Genomic DNA, 17,980 nt, shown 5'->3' with positions numbered 1-17,980 from the left:
AAATACAATATAATTTAATTTTTACACTTTTTTAAGGAGTATCAGTTGTCAAGAATTATTTTAATGCTTTGTTGTTTTTTAGCATTTTTGCAAGCTAAAAATTTTGATTTAATACAAACAAAACTTGAAAAAGTAGATGATATTTATGGTTATATAAAAGATGATCCTAGAATTTTATTGCACTCAAGTGGTATAGTTGTGCATGAAATTGATACACAAAAATCAATTATTGCAAGAGCTAGTGTGATAGGCCGTGAAAATGGCTTAGTTAAATTACAATTTAAAGTTTTTGATATGCTAGCTCAAGATGCTATGCCTTTACCAAATGTATTGCCACAAGTAGGCGATAAAATAGTTTTAAATTATTTATATGATAGAGCCTTGATTATAGCTCCTGATAAAAATGTGTATGATTTTATAGCTCAAAAATTAAATGGACTTTATTTTTTACACCCTGATTTATTTGGTGCTCATATGATACAAGAATACCGCCAAACTCCAAGAAGATCAGATTTTAGATCTTTTTGTTCAAAAAATGCTGTTGGGCTTTTAGTGGTAGCTTTAGAAAATAAAGCTGAGATAGTTGATTGTCAAGATTTTGGCAAGATAGAAGAATTTAACATACCTCAAGCTCAAAGTTTGCAAATTCCATTTTATTCAAGAATTACAGGTTATAAAAGCGATATTTTTAGCTTAAATGATGAAGCAATTGGAAATTATTATGTATATTATGAAAAATTAATTAGCTTAACTAGAGAAAAATAATGCAAGAAATCCATCAAAAATTTTTTCAAGATCTTTTAGGGGTTGAAAATGCTCATTTTGATCCTATCCACAAAAGAGCGTATAGTTATGATGCTACTAAAAAGCATTATTTACCTGATGGAGTGCTTTTTCCAAGAGATGAAAATGATATTAGTCAAATTTTAAAATATTGTAATGAAAATAAAATCATCGTTATTCCTAGGGGCTCAGGTAGTGGATTTACCGGTGGAAGCTTAGCTATTAATGGTGGAGTAGTGTTAAGCTTTGAAAAACATATGAATAAAATTTTAGAAATTGATCTTGAAAATTTAGTTGCAGTAGTGCAGCCTGGTGTGATAAATATGGCTTTACAAGAAAAAGCAAAAGAATATGGTTTATTTTATCCACCTGATCCTGCTAGTATGGAGTATTCTTCTTTAGGGGGGAATGTAAGCGAAAATGCAGGGGGTATGAGAGCTGCTAAGTATGGTATAACTAAAGATTATGTAATGGCTTTAAGAGCTGTTTTACCTAATGGAGAAATCATTAGAGCAGGTAAAAAAACTATAAAAGATGTAGCGGGTTATAATCTAGCTGGAATTTTAATAGCAAGTGAGGGATCTTTGGCTGTGCTTAGTGAGATTACTTTAAAACTAGTAGCTTTGCCAAAGTTTAAAAAGACAGCTATGGGGATTTTTAACAGCATTGATGAAGCAATGAATGCAGTTTATAAAACTTTAGCTAAAGGTGTGACTCCTGTATCTATGGAATTTTTAGATCAATTAAGCATACAAGCATTAGAACAAAAATTCCAAAAAGGCTTACCTATGGATGCGGGTGCGATTTTAATCGCTGATGTAGATGGCAATGTAGAAGAGGCTATTGAAGCAGATTTAAAAATTTTGCAAGAGAGTTTTTATGAATCTGGCGTAAGAGAGTTTAAAATAGCAAAAGATGAGCAAGAAGCAGCCAATATTTGGTTTGCTAGAAGAAACTGCTCTCAAAGTATAGCAATGTATGGAAATTTAAAGCTTAATGAAGATATTACAGTGCCGCGTTCAAAACTACCTGATCTTTTAAAAGGCATAGCTGAAATTTCTAAAAAATATGGTTTTAAAATCCCTTGTTTTGGTCATACTGGCGATGGTAATGTGCATACTAATGTAATGGTAAGTGATAAAAATAATCCTGAGTTGGTTAAAAAAGGTTACGAAGCTGTAGAAGAGGTGTTTAAGCTTACAGTTTCTTTGGGTGGGACTTTAAGTGGAGAACATGGTATAGGCATTTCAAAAGCTCCTTTTATGAAGCTTGCTTTTAGCGAAGCTGAAATGGACTTGATGAGAAATATCAAAAAAGCATTTGATCCAAATAATATACTTAATCCTTTTAAAATGGGACTTTGATGAATTTTAAAAACTTCATAAAAATTCTTTTAAGCATAAGAGATAAAGAAATTTTAAATTATGCTGCAGCTTTGAGTTTTTATACTATTTTATCTTTAATACCGCTTTTATTTTTATGTTTTTGGGTTTTTACTCAAATTCCAAGTTTTGAAATGTATCAAGAAAGAATTAAAAATTTAATTTTTACTTTTTTAATCCCAACTCAACAAGAATTAATAACACAATATATTAACACTTTTTTAAAAAATAGTGTCAATCTTGGTTTAATTGGTCTTTTAGCTATGGCTTTGACTTCTTTGGCATTTTTTTCAGGTTATGATTATGTTATTAATAAGCTTTTGGAAGAAGATTCTAAAAGTCTTTGGCATAGTATAAGTTCTTATTGGACTTTGGCAACATTAACTCCACTTGGACTTGGAGTGAGTTTTTACATTTCAGGTTTTATACAAAAAACCTTAGATGATTTTAATATTGCTTTAAATTTTTTTGAGATTTTACCTTATGTGATTATATGGGCTTTGTTTTTTACATCTTATTCAAGTTCAGTGAGTAAAAAAGGTGATTTAAAAACTTTGCTTATTAGTTCTTTTGGTGCTTCTGTGATTTGGTATATTTCTAAGATGATTTTTGTATATTATGCTGTATATAATAAAACTTATTTAAATGTATATGGTTCTTTTTCTGTGATATTGTTTTTCTTTTTGTGGATTTATATTTCTTGGATTATTTATCTTTTGGGTTTAAGGGTTTATTTGATTTTAAATCAAGAAAATAAAGGGAATAAAACCAAGAGAAATTACAAAAAGAGCTAAATAACGATGAAAAATAGCCATGAAGGATAAAAATATATAAATAAGATAAATTTCTAATGGTATATGTAACAATATACTATTTAATTTAAAATCAAATAATGCTAATAATATTTCATCTAATACATCTCCATAAGATAATAAATGCAGTAATAAACTTATAGGGTAAAATAAAGCAAATAATATGCTTAGAGGTATACCTAAAAATTGTTGAAAACTAATAAGTGGAAAGAAATATAATACAGGAATCATCATTGCTAAAAAAGTCCAAAAATTTATAAAAATAATATGAATATAATTTTTTGAAAAATTATCTTTAAAATGATGTAAATATAAATAAATATAAAATACTCCTAAACTTGAAAACAAAAAGCCAACGCTAAATAATAAATTTGGAAATAAGCTTATACATAAAATTACACTTAAGAATAAAAATTTAAAACTCAAAATTTTAATATTTTTGCTAAATAGATAAAAAGCAAAAATACTCATACATAAAGCTCTTATATAAGAAGGGCTAAAGTCTATTAAAAATATATACAAAATTAAAAGCAAGAAAGCAAAAATACTAATATCAAGTTTTAAACTTCTATAAGGAAAATATCGTTTGTGAAAAAAGGCATATAAAGGAGCAAAAATCAAAAAGCAAAAGCTAAATAACAAGCCCAAATGATATCCACTAATAGCAATTAAATGCGCGATATTGTAAAAATTTACATCATTTCTAAGCTCACTTGATACATTTTTTGCAAAAAATAAAGCCCCGTAAAATTCTTTGATTTTTTCATTTTGATGTTGATTTAAAAAATACTCCACTAAGATATTTTCTTTTTGAGTATTAGTTTTATGAAAATCATAACTTGGTACAAAAAAATTTTTACTAAGATAATCTTTAAAGTTAATATTTTTAGTAATAATCCTAAGATTTATAATATCATTTTTACTTAAATTTAGATCTTTAAAACTAGTAGTGTAAAAAACAAAATCAGAATTTTTAATTTTAAAAACTTGGTATTTTTTACCTTTTTTATTAGTTTTTTGATAGCTAGATATAATGATATTATTTTTAAGCAATAAATGTTTTGTGAGTTTAAAATTTTGGTATTTTTTATACTCATAAATGAGATTTAGGCTAAAAATTGCTAAAAAACATAATAATAAAATTAAAAATTCTCTATAAGAATCTTTTATAGAGAATTTTAAATTCATTTTTTCTTAGAAAAGCGTGATAAGTATAACCATATAATAAAAATTAAAGTGATTATAAAGGCAGGTGCTATATAAGGATGATTTGAAAAAATTTCAAAAGCCTCCTTTAAGGTGTTTCCAAAAATAAATCCAGCATAACCAAGTATTATAGCCCAAATTAAACTAGCTAGGGTATTGATGATAAAAAATCTTACAAAGCTAAATTTGCAAAGACCTGCTGCTATAGGAATGATAGTTTTTACCCCGTAAATAAATTTTTGCACTACTAAAAGTAAATCTCCATATTTTTTGATTTTTATCATAGCAAGCGCGATTTTTCTTCTATGATTTTTAAAATAAGGCATTATGTCTTTTTTATAATATTTTCCTAGAATAAATAATAGGGTTGAACCTATAGTATTAGCCAAAAAGGCTAAAAATATACACAAATGCAAATCAAGTTTAGTTGAACTTGCACAAAGTACCCCGGCAGCAAGTATGGCCACCATTCCTCCACCAAAAGAATAAAAAAATAAAATCAAATAACCATAAGTGCTAAGATTATCAATCATTTCTTGCATGAAAAACCCTATCTTGCAAAATCAACAGCTCTAAGCTCTCTGATGACATTAACTTTTATTTCACCAGGGTATTGAACTTTTTCTTGAATTTCTTCAGCTATTTCTTTAGCTAAAAGCACAGATTCATCATCATTGACTAATTTTGCATTAACAATAACTCTAATTTCTCTACCAGCATTAATAGCATAAGCTTTTTTAACCCCTTCTTTACTTTTTGCTATATCTTCAAGTTCGCTAACTCGTTTCAAGAAGGCCTCAAGCACCTCACGCCTTGCTCCAGGGCGTGCAGCGCTTAGTGTATCTGCTGTACAAACTGCAGCTGATTCTATACTTGTAGCCTCTTCATGTCCATGGTGAGCATAAATCGCATTAATCACTATAGGATGTTCTTTGTATCTTTTGCAAAGTTCAGCTCCTAAATCTACATGAGAACCTTCAAATTCATGCGTTAAAGCCTTGCCTATATCGTGTAAAATTCCAGCTCTTCTTGCTAGTTTTTCATCGCCACCACACTCAGCTGCTATGATTCCAGCTAAATGCGCTACTTCCAAAGAGTGTGCTAGAGCATTTTGTCCATAACTTGCTCTATATCTTAATTTTCCTATTAATTTAACAATTTCAGGATGGATATTATTAAGTCCTAAATCCATTACTATAGTTTGACCTTCTTCTAAGATATTATCTTCAAATTCTTTGCAAACTTTTTCATGGATTTCTTCTATTTTTGCAGGTTGTATTCTGCCATCTTCAACTAAAAGTTCAATCACCTTTGTAGCAATGGCGCGTCTATAAAGATTAAAACAACTTACTATAATTGCTCCAGGCGTATCATCTATGATAATATCAACACCCAAAACCATTTCTAAGGTTTTAACATTTCTCCCTTCTTTGCCTATAATGCGTCCTTTTAACTCATCATTTTTGATATTTACTACATTGATCAACCTTTCAGCAGCGAATTCTCCTGCAAATCTTGAAGTAGCTTGTGCTAAGATAAAATTAGCCTTTCTTTTGGCTTCATTTCTAGCTTCTTCTTCGTATTTTCTAACAATATGAGCAATTTCAGCTCTTGAGGCTTCTTCTACTTTTTGTAAGACTATACTTTTTGCCTCTTCTTGTGTGAGACCAGCTGAATGTTCAAGAATTTTTAAAACATCATTTAACTTTGTTTCGTAGCTTTGTTTTAAATTTTCATTCTCCTCATGCAAAGCTTTTATAGTTTGCTGCTCTTTTGCTAATTTGTTTTTGTTTTCTTCATGAAGCTTTTCTTGATAATGAAGGTTTTGTTCTTTTTTGTTGAGTTCTTCTAGCTTAATAGAATGCTCTTTTTGTAGTTTTTGAATTTTTTCATCAAATTTTTTCTTTGCTGCAAATTCAGCCTCAGCAACTGAATTTTTAGCATCTTTAAGTGTTAGCTCAGCTTCATATTCAATGGCTTTTGCTTTTGCTTTTGCTTGCTCTAAAAAGATATTGAAATTTGCATCATTAATCTTTTTGGCGACTATATATCCAATCCCTCCGCCTATGAAAACGGCTATTAATGCAACTAATATTTCTATCATTGTTTTTAACTTTCCTAAAATATTTTTTATAAGGGTTTATATAAAAATTTCCTTTTATATCATGGTCTTGACTAAAAATTTGATGAGATTTTGCATCCATCATTTGTGTGAAAATAACTAAAGGTTTTTTATAAGAAATATTTTCAAAAAACCTATCGTAAAATCCTTGGCCATGACCAACTCTTCCTAATTTTGCATCTACTCCTATAACAGGGATGATTGCAACATCTATACGAGTTTGCAAAAAAGAATCTTTTGGTTCATATACCCCAAAACTCTTTTTATCAAGAGCTAACCTTAATTTTACTACCTTTAAACTTTTATCTTGCATAAATGGAACAAAAATTCGGTATTTTTTTGTTAAAAAATGTCTGAATTTATAAAGATTAATTTCATATTTTAAAGGAATATATATAAGGATATTTTTATAATTTTTACAAGATTTTAAAATTTTATTTACTTCTTGAAAAACTGAAAAATCTCTTTTGTATTGAAATTTTAGTTTTAATTTCATTTTAAATTTCTGTTTTATTCTAAAGTCATTTTTTATCAAAGCTTTCCTTGGTTTTTTAACTTTTTATGTTATACTTTTAAGCTTAAAAAATCATAAGGATATGACTTGAAATTTAAAATTTTTTTAGCAATTTTTGCTATGATTTTTTTTACTTCATGCTCAAGTGATAAAGAAAATTCTAGTAATGAAAATACTGATAATGCAAGTTTAAGTCAAAGTGAGAATACTGATTTTACTTTGAAATTTTTAGATGGTAGAAAAATGTATGTGAAATACCATGAACAAGAATTTAATTTTGATGATACAGCAAAAGCTAAGTTGTTTGTATTTTTTACAAGTTGGTGTGAGCCATGCAAAGCTGAAATTCCACATTTAAATAATTTAAATAAAAAATATCAAGATAGATTTGAAGTCATAGCGCTTTTTTTAGAAGAAGATAAAAAACAAGAATTATTGGAGTTTATACAAAAAGAAAAGATGAATTTTTCTTCGGTTTTAGGAGAGAATAGTTTTATTTTTTCTAAAGTTTTAAATATCAGCTCTATTCCAACAATGGTTTTATTTAATGCAAAGGGTGAAAAAGTTAAAGAGTATTTAGGTTTAATTCCTGAAGAAATGTTAGATATAGATATACAAAAAGCGATAATGTAATGTTTGGATTTTTAAAAAATGGTTTGAAAAAAACCTTAGAAAGTATTCATTTAGTTAAGGCTTCAAATAAAATCATTACTAAAGATTTGCTTGAAGAAATGCTTTTAGAAGCTGATGTGGCGTATGAGATAGTTGAAGAGATTATTTACTATCTTCCTCCAAGTGATGAGGTTAAAAAGGCTGATTTAGAGCGTGTTATGGGGACTTATTTTATTTATGATAAGCCAGAACTTGCTAATGCTAAGCCTTTTGTGGATTTGATTTTAGGTGTAAATGGGGTAGGTAAGACCACAAGCATTGCTAAAATGGCACATTTGCATAAAGAAAATGGTGAAAAAGTTATACTTGGGGCTTGTGATACTTTTAGAGCAGGAGCCATAGAGCAGTTAAAATTATGGGCACAAAAATTAAATATAGATATCATAGCTACTTCACAAGGACATGATCCTTCGGCAGTTGCTTATGATGCTATTTCTAAAGCTTTGGCAAAAAACTATGATAGGGTTATTTTAGATACAGCAGGACGCTTGCAAAATCAAAAAAATCTTGCTAATGAGCTTGAAAAAATTGTCCGCATAAGTGATAAAGCTATGCAAGGAGCTCCTCATAGAAAAATCCTTGTACTTGATGGCACTCAAGGTGTAGCAGGAATTTTGCAGGCAAAAGCTTTTAATGATTTAGTAAAACTTGATGGAGTGATTATTACAAAACTTGATGGAACTGCCAAAGGTGGAGCTTTATTTAGCATAGCAAGAGAGCTTGAACTTCCTATTTTATATGTAGGAGTAGGGGAACAATTAGGACAAATTCATGAGTTTAACCCTAGTGAATATGTTAAAACTTTAGTTGAAGAGATTTTTGCTTAATTTATGGCTAAAAAACACATTTTATTTGAATGTCAAGCTTGTGGAAATCAACAAAGTAAATGGCTAGGCAAATGTCCTGAATGTGGTTCTTGGGATAGTTTTGTTGAGCTAAAGCAAGAACAAGTTAAGGTTTTAAAAGAGTTAAATTCATTCTCAAATACTCCAAGTTCTGCAGTATGTATAAATGATGTTATAGCAGAAAATTTCACACGCATTAGCACGGATGATAATGAGCTTGATTTAGTTTTAGGTGGTGGGCTTGTTGTGGGTTCTTTAGTGTTAATTGGGGGTTCACCCGGGGTTGGAAAATCCACACTTTTATTAAAAATTGCTTCGAATTTGGCTAAAAGTGGTAAAAAAGTGCTTTATGTAAGTGGCGAGGAGAGTAAATCTCAAATCAAACTGCGTGCAGATCGTTTAAATGCAAATTGTGAGAATTTATTTTTACTTACTGAGCTTTGCTTAGAAGATATTTTAAGCGAGCTTTCTAAAAAAGATTATGAAATTTTAATTATTGATTCTATTCAAACTTTATATTCTAATAAAATTACTTCAGCAGCAGGTAGTATCACTCAAGTTAGAGAAATTACTTTTGAGTTGATGCGCTATTCTAAGGCCAATAATATTAGCACTTTTATCATAGGACATATCACTAAAGATGGGGCTATAGCTGGACCTAGAATTTTAGAACATATGGTAGATGTAGTGCTTTATTTTGAAGGCGATGCCAATAAAGAAATAAGAATTTTAAGAGGCTTTAAAAATCGTTTTGGAAATATTTCCGAAGTTGGTATTTTTGAAATGACTTCCAAGGGCTTGATTAGTGCTAAAGATATAGCTAATAGATTTTTTACGCGTGGTAAGGCAGTAAGTGGTAGCGCTTTGAGTGTGGTGATGGAAGGAAGCAGAGCTTTAGTGCTAGAAATTCAAGCCTTAGTTTGTGAGAGTGCTTATCCAAAGCGTAGTGCAACAGGCTATGAAAAAAATCGTTTAGATATGCTTATAGCTTTACTAGAGAGAAAGCTTGAAATTCCCTTGGGGCATTATGATGTTTTTATTAATGTAAGTGGTGGGGTAAAAATTAGTGAAACTGCAGCGGATTTAGCGGTGGTTGCAGCAATTATTTCAAGTTTTAAAAACCGCCCTTTGAGTAAAGATAGTGTTTTTGTGGGTGAGCTTAGTTTAAATGGTGAAATCAAAGAAGTATTTTCACTTGATGTGCGTTTAAAAGAAGCTAAAATGCAAAAATTTAAAAATGCCATAGTACCTGTAAAACCTATGGAGGAACTTGGCTTAAAATGTTTTGTAGCTAAAGAATTGCGTGAGGTTTTAGAATGGATGTAAAATTTGATGTAATCATTATAGGTTCGGGACTTGGAGGCTTAAGTGCAGGCGCTTTTTTAGCTAAAAATGGAAAAAAAGTTTTAGTTTTAGAACAGCATTCTTTAATTGGTGGTTGTGCTACTTGTTTTAAAAGAAAAGGCGCTTTAATTGATGCGGGACTTCATGAGATGGACCTAGGTGAAGCAAAAACTGATATGAAGCATTTGGTTTTTGAAAAACTTGGTATAAAGGATAAAATTGAAATTTTACCTTTACCAAGTGCATGGAGTATTAAAAGTAAAAATTATAATCTAACTTTACCTCATGGTATAGAAAAAGTAAAAGAAGTTTTGAAAAAAGAATTTCCGCAAGAGTGCAAAGGTATAGATAAATATTTTAAAGCTATAAAAACGCAAGCTTATGCTATTCGAAGATTTCCTTGGGATTTAAAATTAAGTGAGTTATTGTTGTTTCCTTTTGACACTGCTTGGATATTTATTAAAAATAGATTGTTTAATAAAAAAGTTTATGATGTTTTAAATGCTTATATTAAAAATGATAAGCTAAAAAAGATTTTAAATGCAAATATGAGTTATTATCATCATGATAGTAAAGAATTTATTTTCAGTTTTCATGGCATTGCTCAAAAGCATTATTATGATGGTGGGGTGTATATTAAAGGTGGCTCGCAAGCTTTAAGTGATGCTTTGGCTGAGGTTATCAAAGAAAATCAAGGGCAGGTTTTAGCTAAGGCTGAAGTTGTTAAAATACTCACAAAAGAACAAAAAGCTTATGGAGTAGAATACATTCAAAATAATCAAAAATATACCATCCATGCGCAAAATATCATCGCAAATTGCGATCCTTTAATCGTATATAAAGACTTGCTTAAAGAGTTAAATTTAACCCAAGAAATCAAAGCAATAGAATCTAAAAAGCGTGCTTGTTCTTTAGTGAGCGCTTATTTTATTTATGATAAAGATATTTCTAAAATTTATGAAAATATGGATTATTGCAATTTTATATTCGAAGATGATTTTTTAAATAGTTCGTATGAAAACACTAATATTTTAAAACTAGATATTAAACAAAGGCCTATGGCTTTTGTGAATTATTCTAAGGTTGATAGTGGCTTAGCTAGTGATAAATACATAGGTGTTGTAGCTTTTAGTTCAAATTATCAAGAGTGGGATTTAAATAAGCAAGATTATAAAGCTAAAAAAGAAGAAGTATTAAAAGCCATAGTGCAAAGGCTTGATGAGATTTTTCCAAATTTAAGTTCACACTTAATCCATCAAGAATTAGCCACGCCAAAAACTATACAAAGATATACTAAAGCTTACGAGGGTACAATTTATGGATTTTCTCAAGATCAAGAAGGGGTTAAATATAGATTGCATTATAAAAGTAAAAGTATAGAAAATTTATATTTTGCTAATGCTTTTATATTTCCTGGAGGTGGTTTTACAGGTGCGATTTTGGGTGGATATTTTTGCGCTAATAAAATGAATTTTCATTAAAATATAAGCAATTTTTTTTTATAATATTAGCTTTGAAATATTTATTCTGCTAAGGATTTTTAATGAAAGATTTATTTTTATTTAGTTCTTTTATAGATTCTAGCCACACTTTTGCATACTTTTTTCATTTGGGTATAGTGGTTGTGATTTCTTTGATTTTAGCAAAACTTGCTACAAGATCTATGCAAATTGTCCCAAGAGGTAGTCAGAATTTGGCTGAAGCTTATATGGAAGGCATTTTAAGCATGGGTAGGGATACTATGGGTAGTGATGAAGCTGCTAGAAAATATTTACCTTTAGTTGCAACTATAGGTTTTATGGTATTTTTTAGTAATATTATAGGAATCATCCCTGGTTTTGAAGCTCCAACAGCAAGTTTAAATTTTAGTGCTTCTTTGGCTATTATAGTATTTGTGTATTATCATTTTGAAGGTATTAGAACTCAAGGATTTTTTAAGTATTTTGCACATTTCATGGGACCTGTGAAAATTCTAGCACCTTTGATGTTTCCTATAGAAGTGGTTTCTCATTTTTCAAGAGTTATTTCTTTATCTTTCCGTTTATTTGGTAATATCAAGGGAGATGATTTATTCTTAGCAGTTATTTTAGCTCTTGTGCCTTGGGTTGCGCCATTGCCTGCTTATATGCTTTTAACTTTTATGGCATTTTTACAATCTTTTATTTTTATGATTTTAACTTATGTTTATTTAGCAGGTGCAACTGTAGTTGATGAGCATCATTAATTTTTAAAAAGCAAAAAATATTTTTTGCTTTTTTCTTTTTTAATCTTCTTCTTTTATTCTTTTTTAAACTCTTTTTGAAATAAAAAACGCTAGAATAAACAAAAAATTCTAAGGAAAATTTTAATGTTTGAAGTTGTTATAGGACTCGAAGTTCATGCACAATTAAATACAAAAACAAAAATCTTTTGTTCATGTGCAACTTCTTTTGGAGAAAAATCAAATACTAATGTATGCCCAACATGTTTAGCTTTACCAGGTGCTTTACCTGTATTAAATCAAGAAGCAGTGAAAAAAGCCATAGCATTTGGAAAAGCAGTTAATGCAACTATAAATAAAAAAAGTATTTTTAATAGAAAAAATTATTTTTATCCTGATTTACCAAAAGCTTATCAAATTTCGCAATTTGATATTCCTATAGTGGAAAATGGTGAGTTATTTATCAATGTAAATGGAGAAAATAAACGCATAGGTATCACTAGGGCTCATTTAGAAGAAGATGCAGGAAAAAATATACATGAGAGTAATTTTTCAAAAGTAGATTTAAATAGAGCAGGCACGCCTTTGCTTGAAATTGTCAGTGAACCTGAACTTAGAAGTTCCGATGAAGCAGTGGCTTATTTGAAAAAATTACATTCTATTATAAGATTTTTAGACATTTCAGATGCAAATATGCAAGAAGGTAGTTTTAGATGTGATGCTAATGTTAGTATTCGTCCAAAGGGTGATGATAAGCTTTATACTAGAGTGGAGATTAAAAATTTAAATTCATTCCGTTTTATCCAAAAGGCGATTGAGTATGAAGTAAAACGCCAAAGTGAAGCTTGGGAAGATGGAAAATACGATCAAGAAGTTGTGCAAGAAACAAGATTATTTGATACGGTTAATTTAGTTACTAGAAGTATGAGAGGTAAGGAAGATTCTGCTGAATATAGATATTTCCCTGATCCTGATCTTTTACCTGTAATTTTAGATGATGAAATGCTAAATCAAGATATACCTGAACTTCCTGATGAGAAAAAAGCTAGATTTGTGAGTGAATTGGGTATTAAAGAAAGTGATAGTGAAGTGATTGTTTCTTCATTAGAGCTTTGTAGATATTTTGAGTATCTAATTAATCAAAAATTAAATCCAAAACTTTGTGTTACTTGGCTTACGACAGAGTTAATGGGGCTTCTAAAAGGCGAATTGACTATAGAAAATTCACCTATAAAACAAGAAAAATTAGCTGTTTTGATCAAACGTATAGAAGAAGGTGTTATTAGTGCTAAAGCAGGTAAGGATATTTTAGCTTATGTATTTGAAAATACAGAAGTTGAAATTGATGATGCTATTGAAAAACTTGGTTTAAAACAAGTAAGTGATGATGGTGCTATTGAAAAGATTATTGATGAAATTTTAGCAAACAATGAAGATAAAGTAGCTGAATATAAAAGTGGTAAAGATAAACTTTTTGGTTTCTTTGTCGGTCAGGCAATGAAAGCAGGTAAGGGTGCATTTAATCCTGCTAAGGTAAATGAAATTTTAAAAGCAAAACTTGGTTAAATATGAAAATAGCAGTTGTTGGTGCAGGAAAATGGGGAAGTGCTTTATATGATGCATTGAGCGTTAAAAATGAATGTGTAATAACTTCTTTTCACGAAAAAGATCTTTCTTATTTTGTTAGTACCAAAGAAGCTTTAGAATATGAATATTTAGTTTTTGCTTTATATGCTCAAGGAATGCATGAATGGCTTGCAAATAATTTTAAAGATTTAAATCAAAAAATTCTTGTAGCTTCTAAGGGTATTGATTGTAAAAGTTTAAAATTTATGGATGAGGTTTTTAGTGAGTTCATAAGTAGTGATAGACTTTGTTTTTTAAGTGGTCCTTCTTTTGCAAGTGAAGTTTTAGAAAAAAAACCTTGTGCTTTGGTTGTTAGTGGTAAAAATCAAGAGCTTTGTAATCAATTTGCAAGTTTTTTTCCAAATTATATTAAAACCTATACAAGTTCTGATGTTAAAGGCGCTGAAATTTGTGGTGCATATAAGAATGTTTTAGCAATTGCAAGTGGAGTTTGCGATGGTTTAAATTTAGGCAATAATGCAAGAGCTTCTTTAGTTTCAAGAGGTTTAGTAGAAATGCACCGCTTTGGGCAATTTTTTAATGCTAAAGAAGAAACATTTTTAGGGCTTAGTGGGGCTGGAGATTTATTTTTAACAGCTTCAAGTAACTTATCAAGAAATTATAGAGTAGGTTTGAGTTTGGCTAGTGACAAAAATATAAAAGATATTTTAATGGAACTTGGCGAGGTAGCTGAAGGAGTGCAAACTGCTTATGCTATACATTCTTTATCAAAACAATTTCAAATTTATACCCCGATTGTTAACGAAGTAGTCTTAATGCTAGAGGGTAAGAATGCTTGGGAATCTTTGAAAGATTTGATGTCATCAAAGGAGGAAATATCATGATCATCAAAAATGCAAAAATTTATGGCGAACAAAAGCTTGATCTTAAAATAGAAGATGGGAAAATTACTCAAATTACTAATGATTTAAATGATGATGAGTATATTGTTGATATAGAAGGTAAAACTTTACTTCCTTCGTTTATTGATTTAAATGTTAGTTTGCTTGATAATGAATTTAGTATAGATAAATTATATGATCTTGAAAAAGCATGCTTAAAAGGTGGGGTAGGGACTATTGTTTTAAAAGATAGTTTAGAAGCTAACACTCAAGGCTATGCGCTTTATTTTGATAAATTAAAATCTTTAGATATTAATGTTTTACCTACTATTAATGTATTAGATAAAACAGAAAAATTAAAAAATATTGCTACCTTAATTGATATGGGTGCAAAAGGCTTAGAGCTTTCAAGTACTTTGGGTGCAAATTATTTAAGACAATGTATGCAATATGCCAATATGAAATCAACCCCTGTATTTTTAAAGTGTTTTGATGAGAGTTTTGATGATCATGGAGTGATGAACGATGGACAAATAAGTTTTGAATTAGGACTTATAGGAATTAGTAATATAGCTGAAACTAGTGAAGTGGCAAAAATGAAAGAACTAGTGAAATTTTATAAAAACAAAGCTTGTTTTAGCTCTTTAGCAATTGCAAGATCGTTTGAATTATTGCATGATCAATATAGTGAAATTTCAATTCATCATTTAATCAAAGATGAAAGTACTTGTGAAAATTTTAACACTCAAGCAAAAATTTTACCTCCATTAAGAACAAAAGATGAAGTAACAAATCTTAAAAAGTTGCTTCAAGATAAGAAAATTACTTTCTTAAGTTCTTTACATGCTCCTAACACTAAAAAAGATTTGGCTTTTGATGAAGCAGGTTTTGGAGTTAATGCCATAGCTATATATATGAGTTTATGTTTTACATATTTAGTAAAAGAAGGTATCTTAACTTGGAAAGAATTATGTGATTTTACAAGCTATAATCAAGCGCAATTTTTAGGATTAAATAAAGGTAAAATAGGACTTGGTTTTGATGCTGATTTAGTTGTATTTGATGAAAAACTTTCTTTTAATGGAGAAGGTTTATATGCAAATGATATCTTGCAAGGTAAGGTAGAAAAAAGTTTTATAGCAGGAAAAGTTTTTAGCCTTTAAGCTAAAAACTTTTATTTATCTTGCATAGCTTGAGCTACTTGAGCTGAACTATTTCTAATTTTTTCCATACATTCTCTAGCTTCTTTGGCTAAATCCACGCTTTGATTTACGCCACTTAAGCCATCTTTAATGCTTTGTACAACTTCAGCTGTTACATTTCTGATAGAATTAATGGTAGTAGTGATTTCATTTACTGAATGTCCAGTTCTTTCAGCTAGATTTCTAACTTCATCAGCAACAACAGCAAAACCTCTACCATGCTCACCCGCACGCGCTGCCTCAATAGCCGCATTTAGAGCTAAAAGATTGGTTTGATCAGCTATATCGCTAATGGTTTGAATAATATTTTTAATTTCTTCTGATTGCTCATTTAATGATGATACGAGATTACTACTATTGTTCATCATATCAGCAATGCCTTGAATATTTTGAACCGTATTTTCTATAACACTATCGCCCTCTTGAGTGAGATTATCATTTTGTTCAGCTAATTCACTAATGAGCTTTAATTTTTCCTCATCTCTTACAACTTGTTCGGTAATATCTGTTGCAAATTTAATAACTTTGTAAATTTCTCCATCATCATTTTTGATAGGATTATAGCTTGCTTCTAAATGGATTAGTTTGCTGTTTTTACCAAAGCGTATGAATTTTCCTGATTGAAATTTACCACTTCTTAGCTCTTCCCAAAAAATTGTATATTCTTTGGAATTTCTAAATTTTTCCTCGCAGAACATACTATGGTGTTTTCCTTTGATTTCACTTAGTGAATAACCCATGGTTTGAGTGAAGTTTTCATTAGCATTTAAAATCTCTCCATAAGGATTAAATTCAATAATAGCCATAGAACGATTAGCAGCATCTATGGTGTTTTTTAGATCAAGCATTTCATAGTTTCTTTGAGTAATGTCATTTGCAAATTTAATAACCTTATACACTTCATTGTTTTGGTTTAAAATAGGAAGATAATTGGCTTCAAGATAAATATCTTTCCCGCCTTTTGCAATGCGTCTAAAAAGTCCATTTCTTGATATACCATTTTTTAAATCTCTCCAAAAATCAACATAGCGTTGTGACTTTACAACCTCTGGTAAACAAAACATACTATGATGTTTACCTTTGATTTCATTTAAAGAGTAATTCATAGTTTTTAGAAAATTTTCATTAGCATTAATAATAGTTCCATCTGTTTGAAATTCTATCATGGCCATAGTTTTGCTAATAGCATTAAGTATATCTTGAAAAGTTTGATTAGATTGCTCTAATTGAGTAATTTGTTCATTAATTTTTTTCTTGTTGATAAACATAAAACCCCTTTATAAAATAATTCGGAATTATATAGTGCTTTTTAAAATAAATAATTTGTTTATATTAGCTTTTTGTTAAATTATAAAATTTTTCTTGGAGAGAATTTCTTATTTCATCGTTAATTTTCTCATTGTCATTTAGATATTGTTTGTTAAGTTCTTCAAGCTCTTTTAAAAATCCAAAAAGTGTTTCTTCCCATAAAGCATTATTTCTTTTACTTAAATTCATTGTTTGGATATGATTAAGTTTTCTACTCATATTGCTTAAATTCTCTAAAAATTCATCTTTATAATTTTCATCTTGGAGTGTAAAGGTATTTTGTAAAAGATTATTTTTTATATTTCTTATCTCTTCGTTAATTAGATCACAAAATTCAGGATAAATATCATTTTTAATAGGTTCAAGTAAGGCTTGTTCATCTAGTTTTAGAGTATATTTTTTTACGGCAAAAAAAAGAATTAAAAAAGCTATTGCACTGACTAAAATATAGAAAGTCATTTTGTTTTGATAATCCTTAAAAAATAAAAATGGTGCGGTTAGCGAGATTTGAACTCGCACACGCTGAGCGCACCACCCCCTCAAGATGGCGTGTCTACCAATTCCACCATAACCGCATAAGCCCCATAAGAGGGCTTTGAAAATTTTAAGCTGCTACTAATGCTTGGAATGGATTAGCATAAAGAGCGATAAGAGCAATAACAAGCGCATAAATAACTTGAGCTTCAATCATCGCTAAAGCAATAAACATAGTAGTCATTAATTTACCACCAAGACCAGGGTTTCTAGCAGTACCTGCTATAGTTGCTGCTGCAGTATTACCCATACCGATAGCTCCACCTAAAGCTGCAACACCAAGTCCTAAACCTGCTGCTAAGATAGAAAAAGAAGCTAACCATTGATTCATAGAACCTTCAGCCGCAAATGCAAAACCGCTTAAAGCTAGCATTAAAAATACGATTTTTTTCATAGTTTTTCCTTGTAAAAATTTAAATCCTTTCGGCTTGCGTATCCCTACTCGTGATTTATAAAAGCGAAATTATATACAAATATAACTTTAAAATTATTGAAATTTAAATTAATATTATATATTTTAAAATAAATTAAAGTTTTTTTTAGCTACATTAAAAATTTTTATAGTTTTATAAATTTAAGGTTATCTTT

At 29.5% G+C, this 17,980-nt stretch carries 18 protein-coding genes and 1 tRNA gene; 11 read left to right on the top strand and 8 right to left on the bottom strand.

The annotated features are described in order from the left end of the window. The first annotated feature begins 54 nt into the window (after positions 1–54). The 3 genes from E2O22_RS06130 to E2O22_RS06120 are packed head-to-tail and all read left to right on the top strand — an operon-like array spanning position 55 to position 2,959. The gene (locus tag E2O22_RS06130) at positions 55–765 is read left to right on the top strand and encodes a plasminogen-binding N-terminal domain-containing protein (protein ID WP_412175223.1); all 711 of its coding nucleotides are present in this window, start codon (positions 55–57) and stop codon (positions 763–765) included. Beyond that, the gene (locus tag E2O22_RS06125) at positions 765–2,147 is read left to right on the top strand and encodes an FAD-linked oxidase C-terminal domain-containing protein (RefSeq protein ID WP_133319706.1); all 1,383 of its coding nucleotides are present in this window, start codon (positions 765–767) and stop codon (positions 2,145–2,147) included. Before E2O22_RS06130 ends, E2O22_RS06125 begins: the two co-directional genes overlap by 1 nt. Continuing rightward, on the top strand, positions 2,147–2,959 hold the full coding sequence (locus E2O22_RS06120) for a YihY/virulence factor BrkB family protein (RefSeq protein WP_133319705.1): 813 nt from the start codon (positions 2,147–2,149) through the stop codon (positions 2,957–2,959). The genes E2O22_RS06125 and E2O22_RS06120 overlap by 1 nt, the downstream gene beginning before the upstream one ends. On the opposite strand, the gene E2O22_RS06115 is transcribed toward E2O22_RS06120, so the two are convergent. Genes E2O22_RS06115 through E2O22_RS06100 form a run of 4 tightly spaced genes read right to left on the bottom strand, consistent with a single transcriptional unit; the run spans position 2,906 to position 6,840 of the window. After that, positions 2,906–4,165 carry a ComEC/Rec2 family competence protein gene (locus E2O22_RS06115; RefSeq protein WP_133319704.1) on the bottom strand — a complete coding sequence of 420 codons (1,260 nt, stop codon included), beginning with the start codon at positions 4,163–4,165 and terminating at the stop codon, positions 2,906–2,908. The two genes, E2O22_RS06120 and E2O22_RS06115, sit on opposite strands and share 54 nt — an antisense overlap. Then, positions 4,162–4,725, bottom strand: coding sequence for a DedA family protein (locus E2O22_RS06110; protein ID WP_133319703.1), 564 nt, complete (start codon positions 4,723–4,725; stop codon positions 4,162–4,164). The genes E2O22_RS06115 and E2O22_RS06110 overlap by 4 nt, the downstream gene beginning before the upstream one ends. 8 nt (positions 4,726–4,733) lie before the next feature. Then, positions 4,734–6,287 carry a ribonuclease Y gene (gene rny, locus E2O22_RS06105; protein WP_133319702.1) on the bottom strand — a complete coding sequence of 518 codons (1,554 nt, stop codon included), beginning with the start codon at positions 6,285–6,287 and terminating at the stop codon, positions 4,734–4,736. Further along, positions 6,211–6,840: a 5-formyltetrahydrofolate cyclo-ligase gene (locus tag E2O22_RS06100; RefSeq protein ID WP_133319701.1), complete on the bottom strand. Its 630-nt coding sequence runs from the start codon at positions 6,838–6,840 to the stop codon at positions 6,211–6,213. The genes rny and E2O22_RS06100 overlap by 77 nt, the downstream gene beginning before the upstream one ends. 66 nt (positions 6,841–6,906) lie before the next feature. On the opposite strand from E2O22_RS06100, the gene E2O22_RS06095 reads away from it, so the two are divergent. From E2O22_RS06095 to E2O22_RS06060, 8 genes are all read left to right on the top strand, one after another. Beyond that, positions 6,907–7,452, top strand: a complete 546-nt coding sequence (locus E2O22_RS06095) for a TlpA family protein disulfide reductase (protein WP_133319700.1) — start codon at positions 6,907–6,909, stop codon at positions 7,450–7,452. Beyond that, the gene (ftsY, locus tag E2O22_RS06090; protein WP_133319699.1) at positions 7,452–8,318 is read left to right on the top strand and encodes a signal recognition particle-docking protein FtsY; all 867 of its coding nucleotides are present in this window, start codon (positions 7,452–7,454) and stop codon (positions 8,316–8,318) included. The genes E2O22_RS06095 and ftsY overlap by 1 nt, the downstream gene beginning before the upstream one ends. A 3-nt stretch (positions 8,319–8,321) precedes the next feature. Further along, positions 8,322–9,662 (top strand): DNA repair protein RadA, encoded by a 1,341-nt coding sequence (gene radA / locus E2O22_RS06085; protein ID WP_133319698.1) that lies wholly within the window; start codon positions 8,322–8,324, stop codon positions 9,660–9,662. Next, positions 9,653–11,161, top strand: a complete 1,509-nt coding sequence (locus E2O22_RS06080; RefSeq protein ID WP_133319697.1) for a phytoene desaturase family protein — start codon at positions 9,653–9,655, stop codon at positions 11,159–11,161. The genes radA and E2O22_RS06080 overlap by 10 nt, the downstream gene beginning before the upstream one ends. Before the next feature lie 62 nt (positions 11,162–11,223). After that, complete coding sequence (locus tag E2O22_RS06075; RefSeq protein ID WP_133319696.1) at positions 11,224–11,904, top strand: F0F1 ATP synthase subunit A; 681 nt, start codon at positions 11,224–11,226, stop codon at positions 11,902–11,904. A gap of 123 nt (positions 11,905–12,027) precedes the next feature. Then, entirely contained in the window at positions 12,028–13,446 is a 1,419-nt protein-coding gene (gatB, locus tag E2O22_RS06070) for an Asp-tRNA(Asn)/Glu-tRNA(Gln) amidotransferase subunit GatB (protein ID WP_133319695.1), read from the top strand. Positions 13,447–13,448: 2 nt separating this feature from the next. After that, a complete protein-coding gene (locus E2O22_RS06065; protein WP_133319694.1) occupies positions 13,449–14,351 on the top strand; it encodes an NAD(P)H-dependent glycerol-3-phosphate dehydrogenase in 903 nt (300 codons plus the stop codon). Continuing rightward, positions 14,348–15,511 (top strand): metal-dependent hydrolase, encoded by a 1,164-nt coding sequence (locus E2O22_RS06060; RefSeq protein WP_133319693.1) that lies wholly within the window; start codon positions 14,348–14,350, stop codon positions 15,509–15,511. The genes E2O22_RS06065 and E2O22_RS06060 overlap by 4 nt, the downstream gene beginning before the upstream one ends. Before the next feature lie 11 nt (positions 15,512–15,522). On the opposite strand, the gene cetZ is transcribed toward E2O22_RS06060, so the two are convergent. The 4 genes from cetZ to E2O22_RS06040 all read right to left on the bottom strand — a co-directional run bounded on the left by cetZ (position 15,523) and on the right by E2O22_RS06040 (position 17,786). After that, the gene (gene cetZ / locus E2O22_RS06055; protein ID WP_133319692.1) at positions 15,523–16,818 is read right to left on the bottom strand and encodes an energy taxis response protein CetZ; all 1,296 of its coding nucleotides are present in this window, start codon (positions 16,816–16,818) and stop codon (positions 15,523–15,525) included. Positions 16,819–16,882: 64 nt separating this feature from the next. Beyond that, positions 16,883–17,317: a hypothetical protein gene (locus E2O22_RS06050; RefSeq protein WP_133319691.1), complete on the bottom strand. Its 435-nt coding sequence runs from the start codon at positions 17,315–17,317 to the stop codon at positions 16,883–16,885. 30 nt (positions 17,318–17,347) lie between these two features. Next, positions 17,348–17,433, bottom strand: a tRNA-Leu gene (locus E2O22_RS06045). A 29-nt stretch (positions 17,434–17,462) separates the two neighbouring features. Continuing rightward, positions 17,463–17,786, bottom strand: a complete 324-nt coding sequence (locus E2O22_RS06040; protein ID WP_012661906.1) for a F0F1 ATP synthase subunit C — start codon at positions 17,784–17,786, stop codon at positions 17,463–17,465. Between the last annotated feature and the right edge of the window lie 194 nt (positions 17,787–17,980).

Source organism: Campylobacter lari (genome assembly GCF_004357905.1).
GTDB lineage: Bacteria > Campylobacterota > Campylobacteria > Campylobacterales > Campylobacteraceae > Campylobacter_D > Campylobacter_D lari_D.
This window is presented reverse-complemented; position numbering and strand designations above follow the sequence as displayed.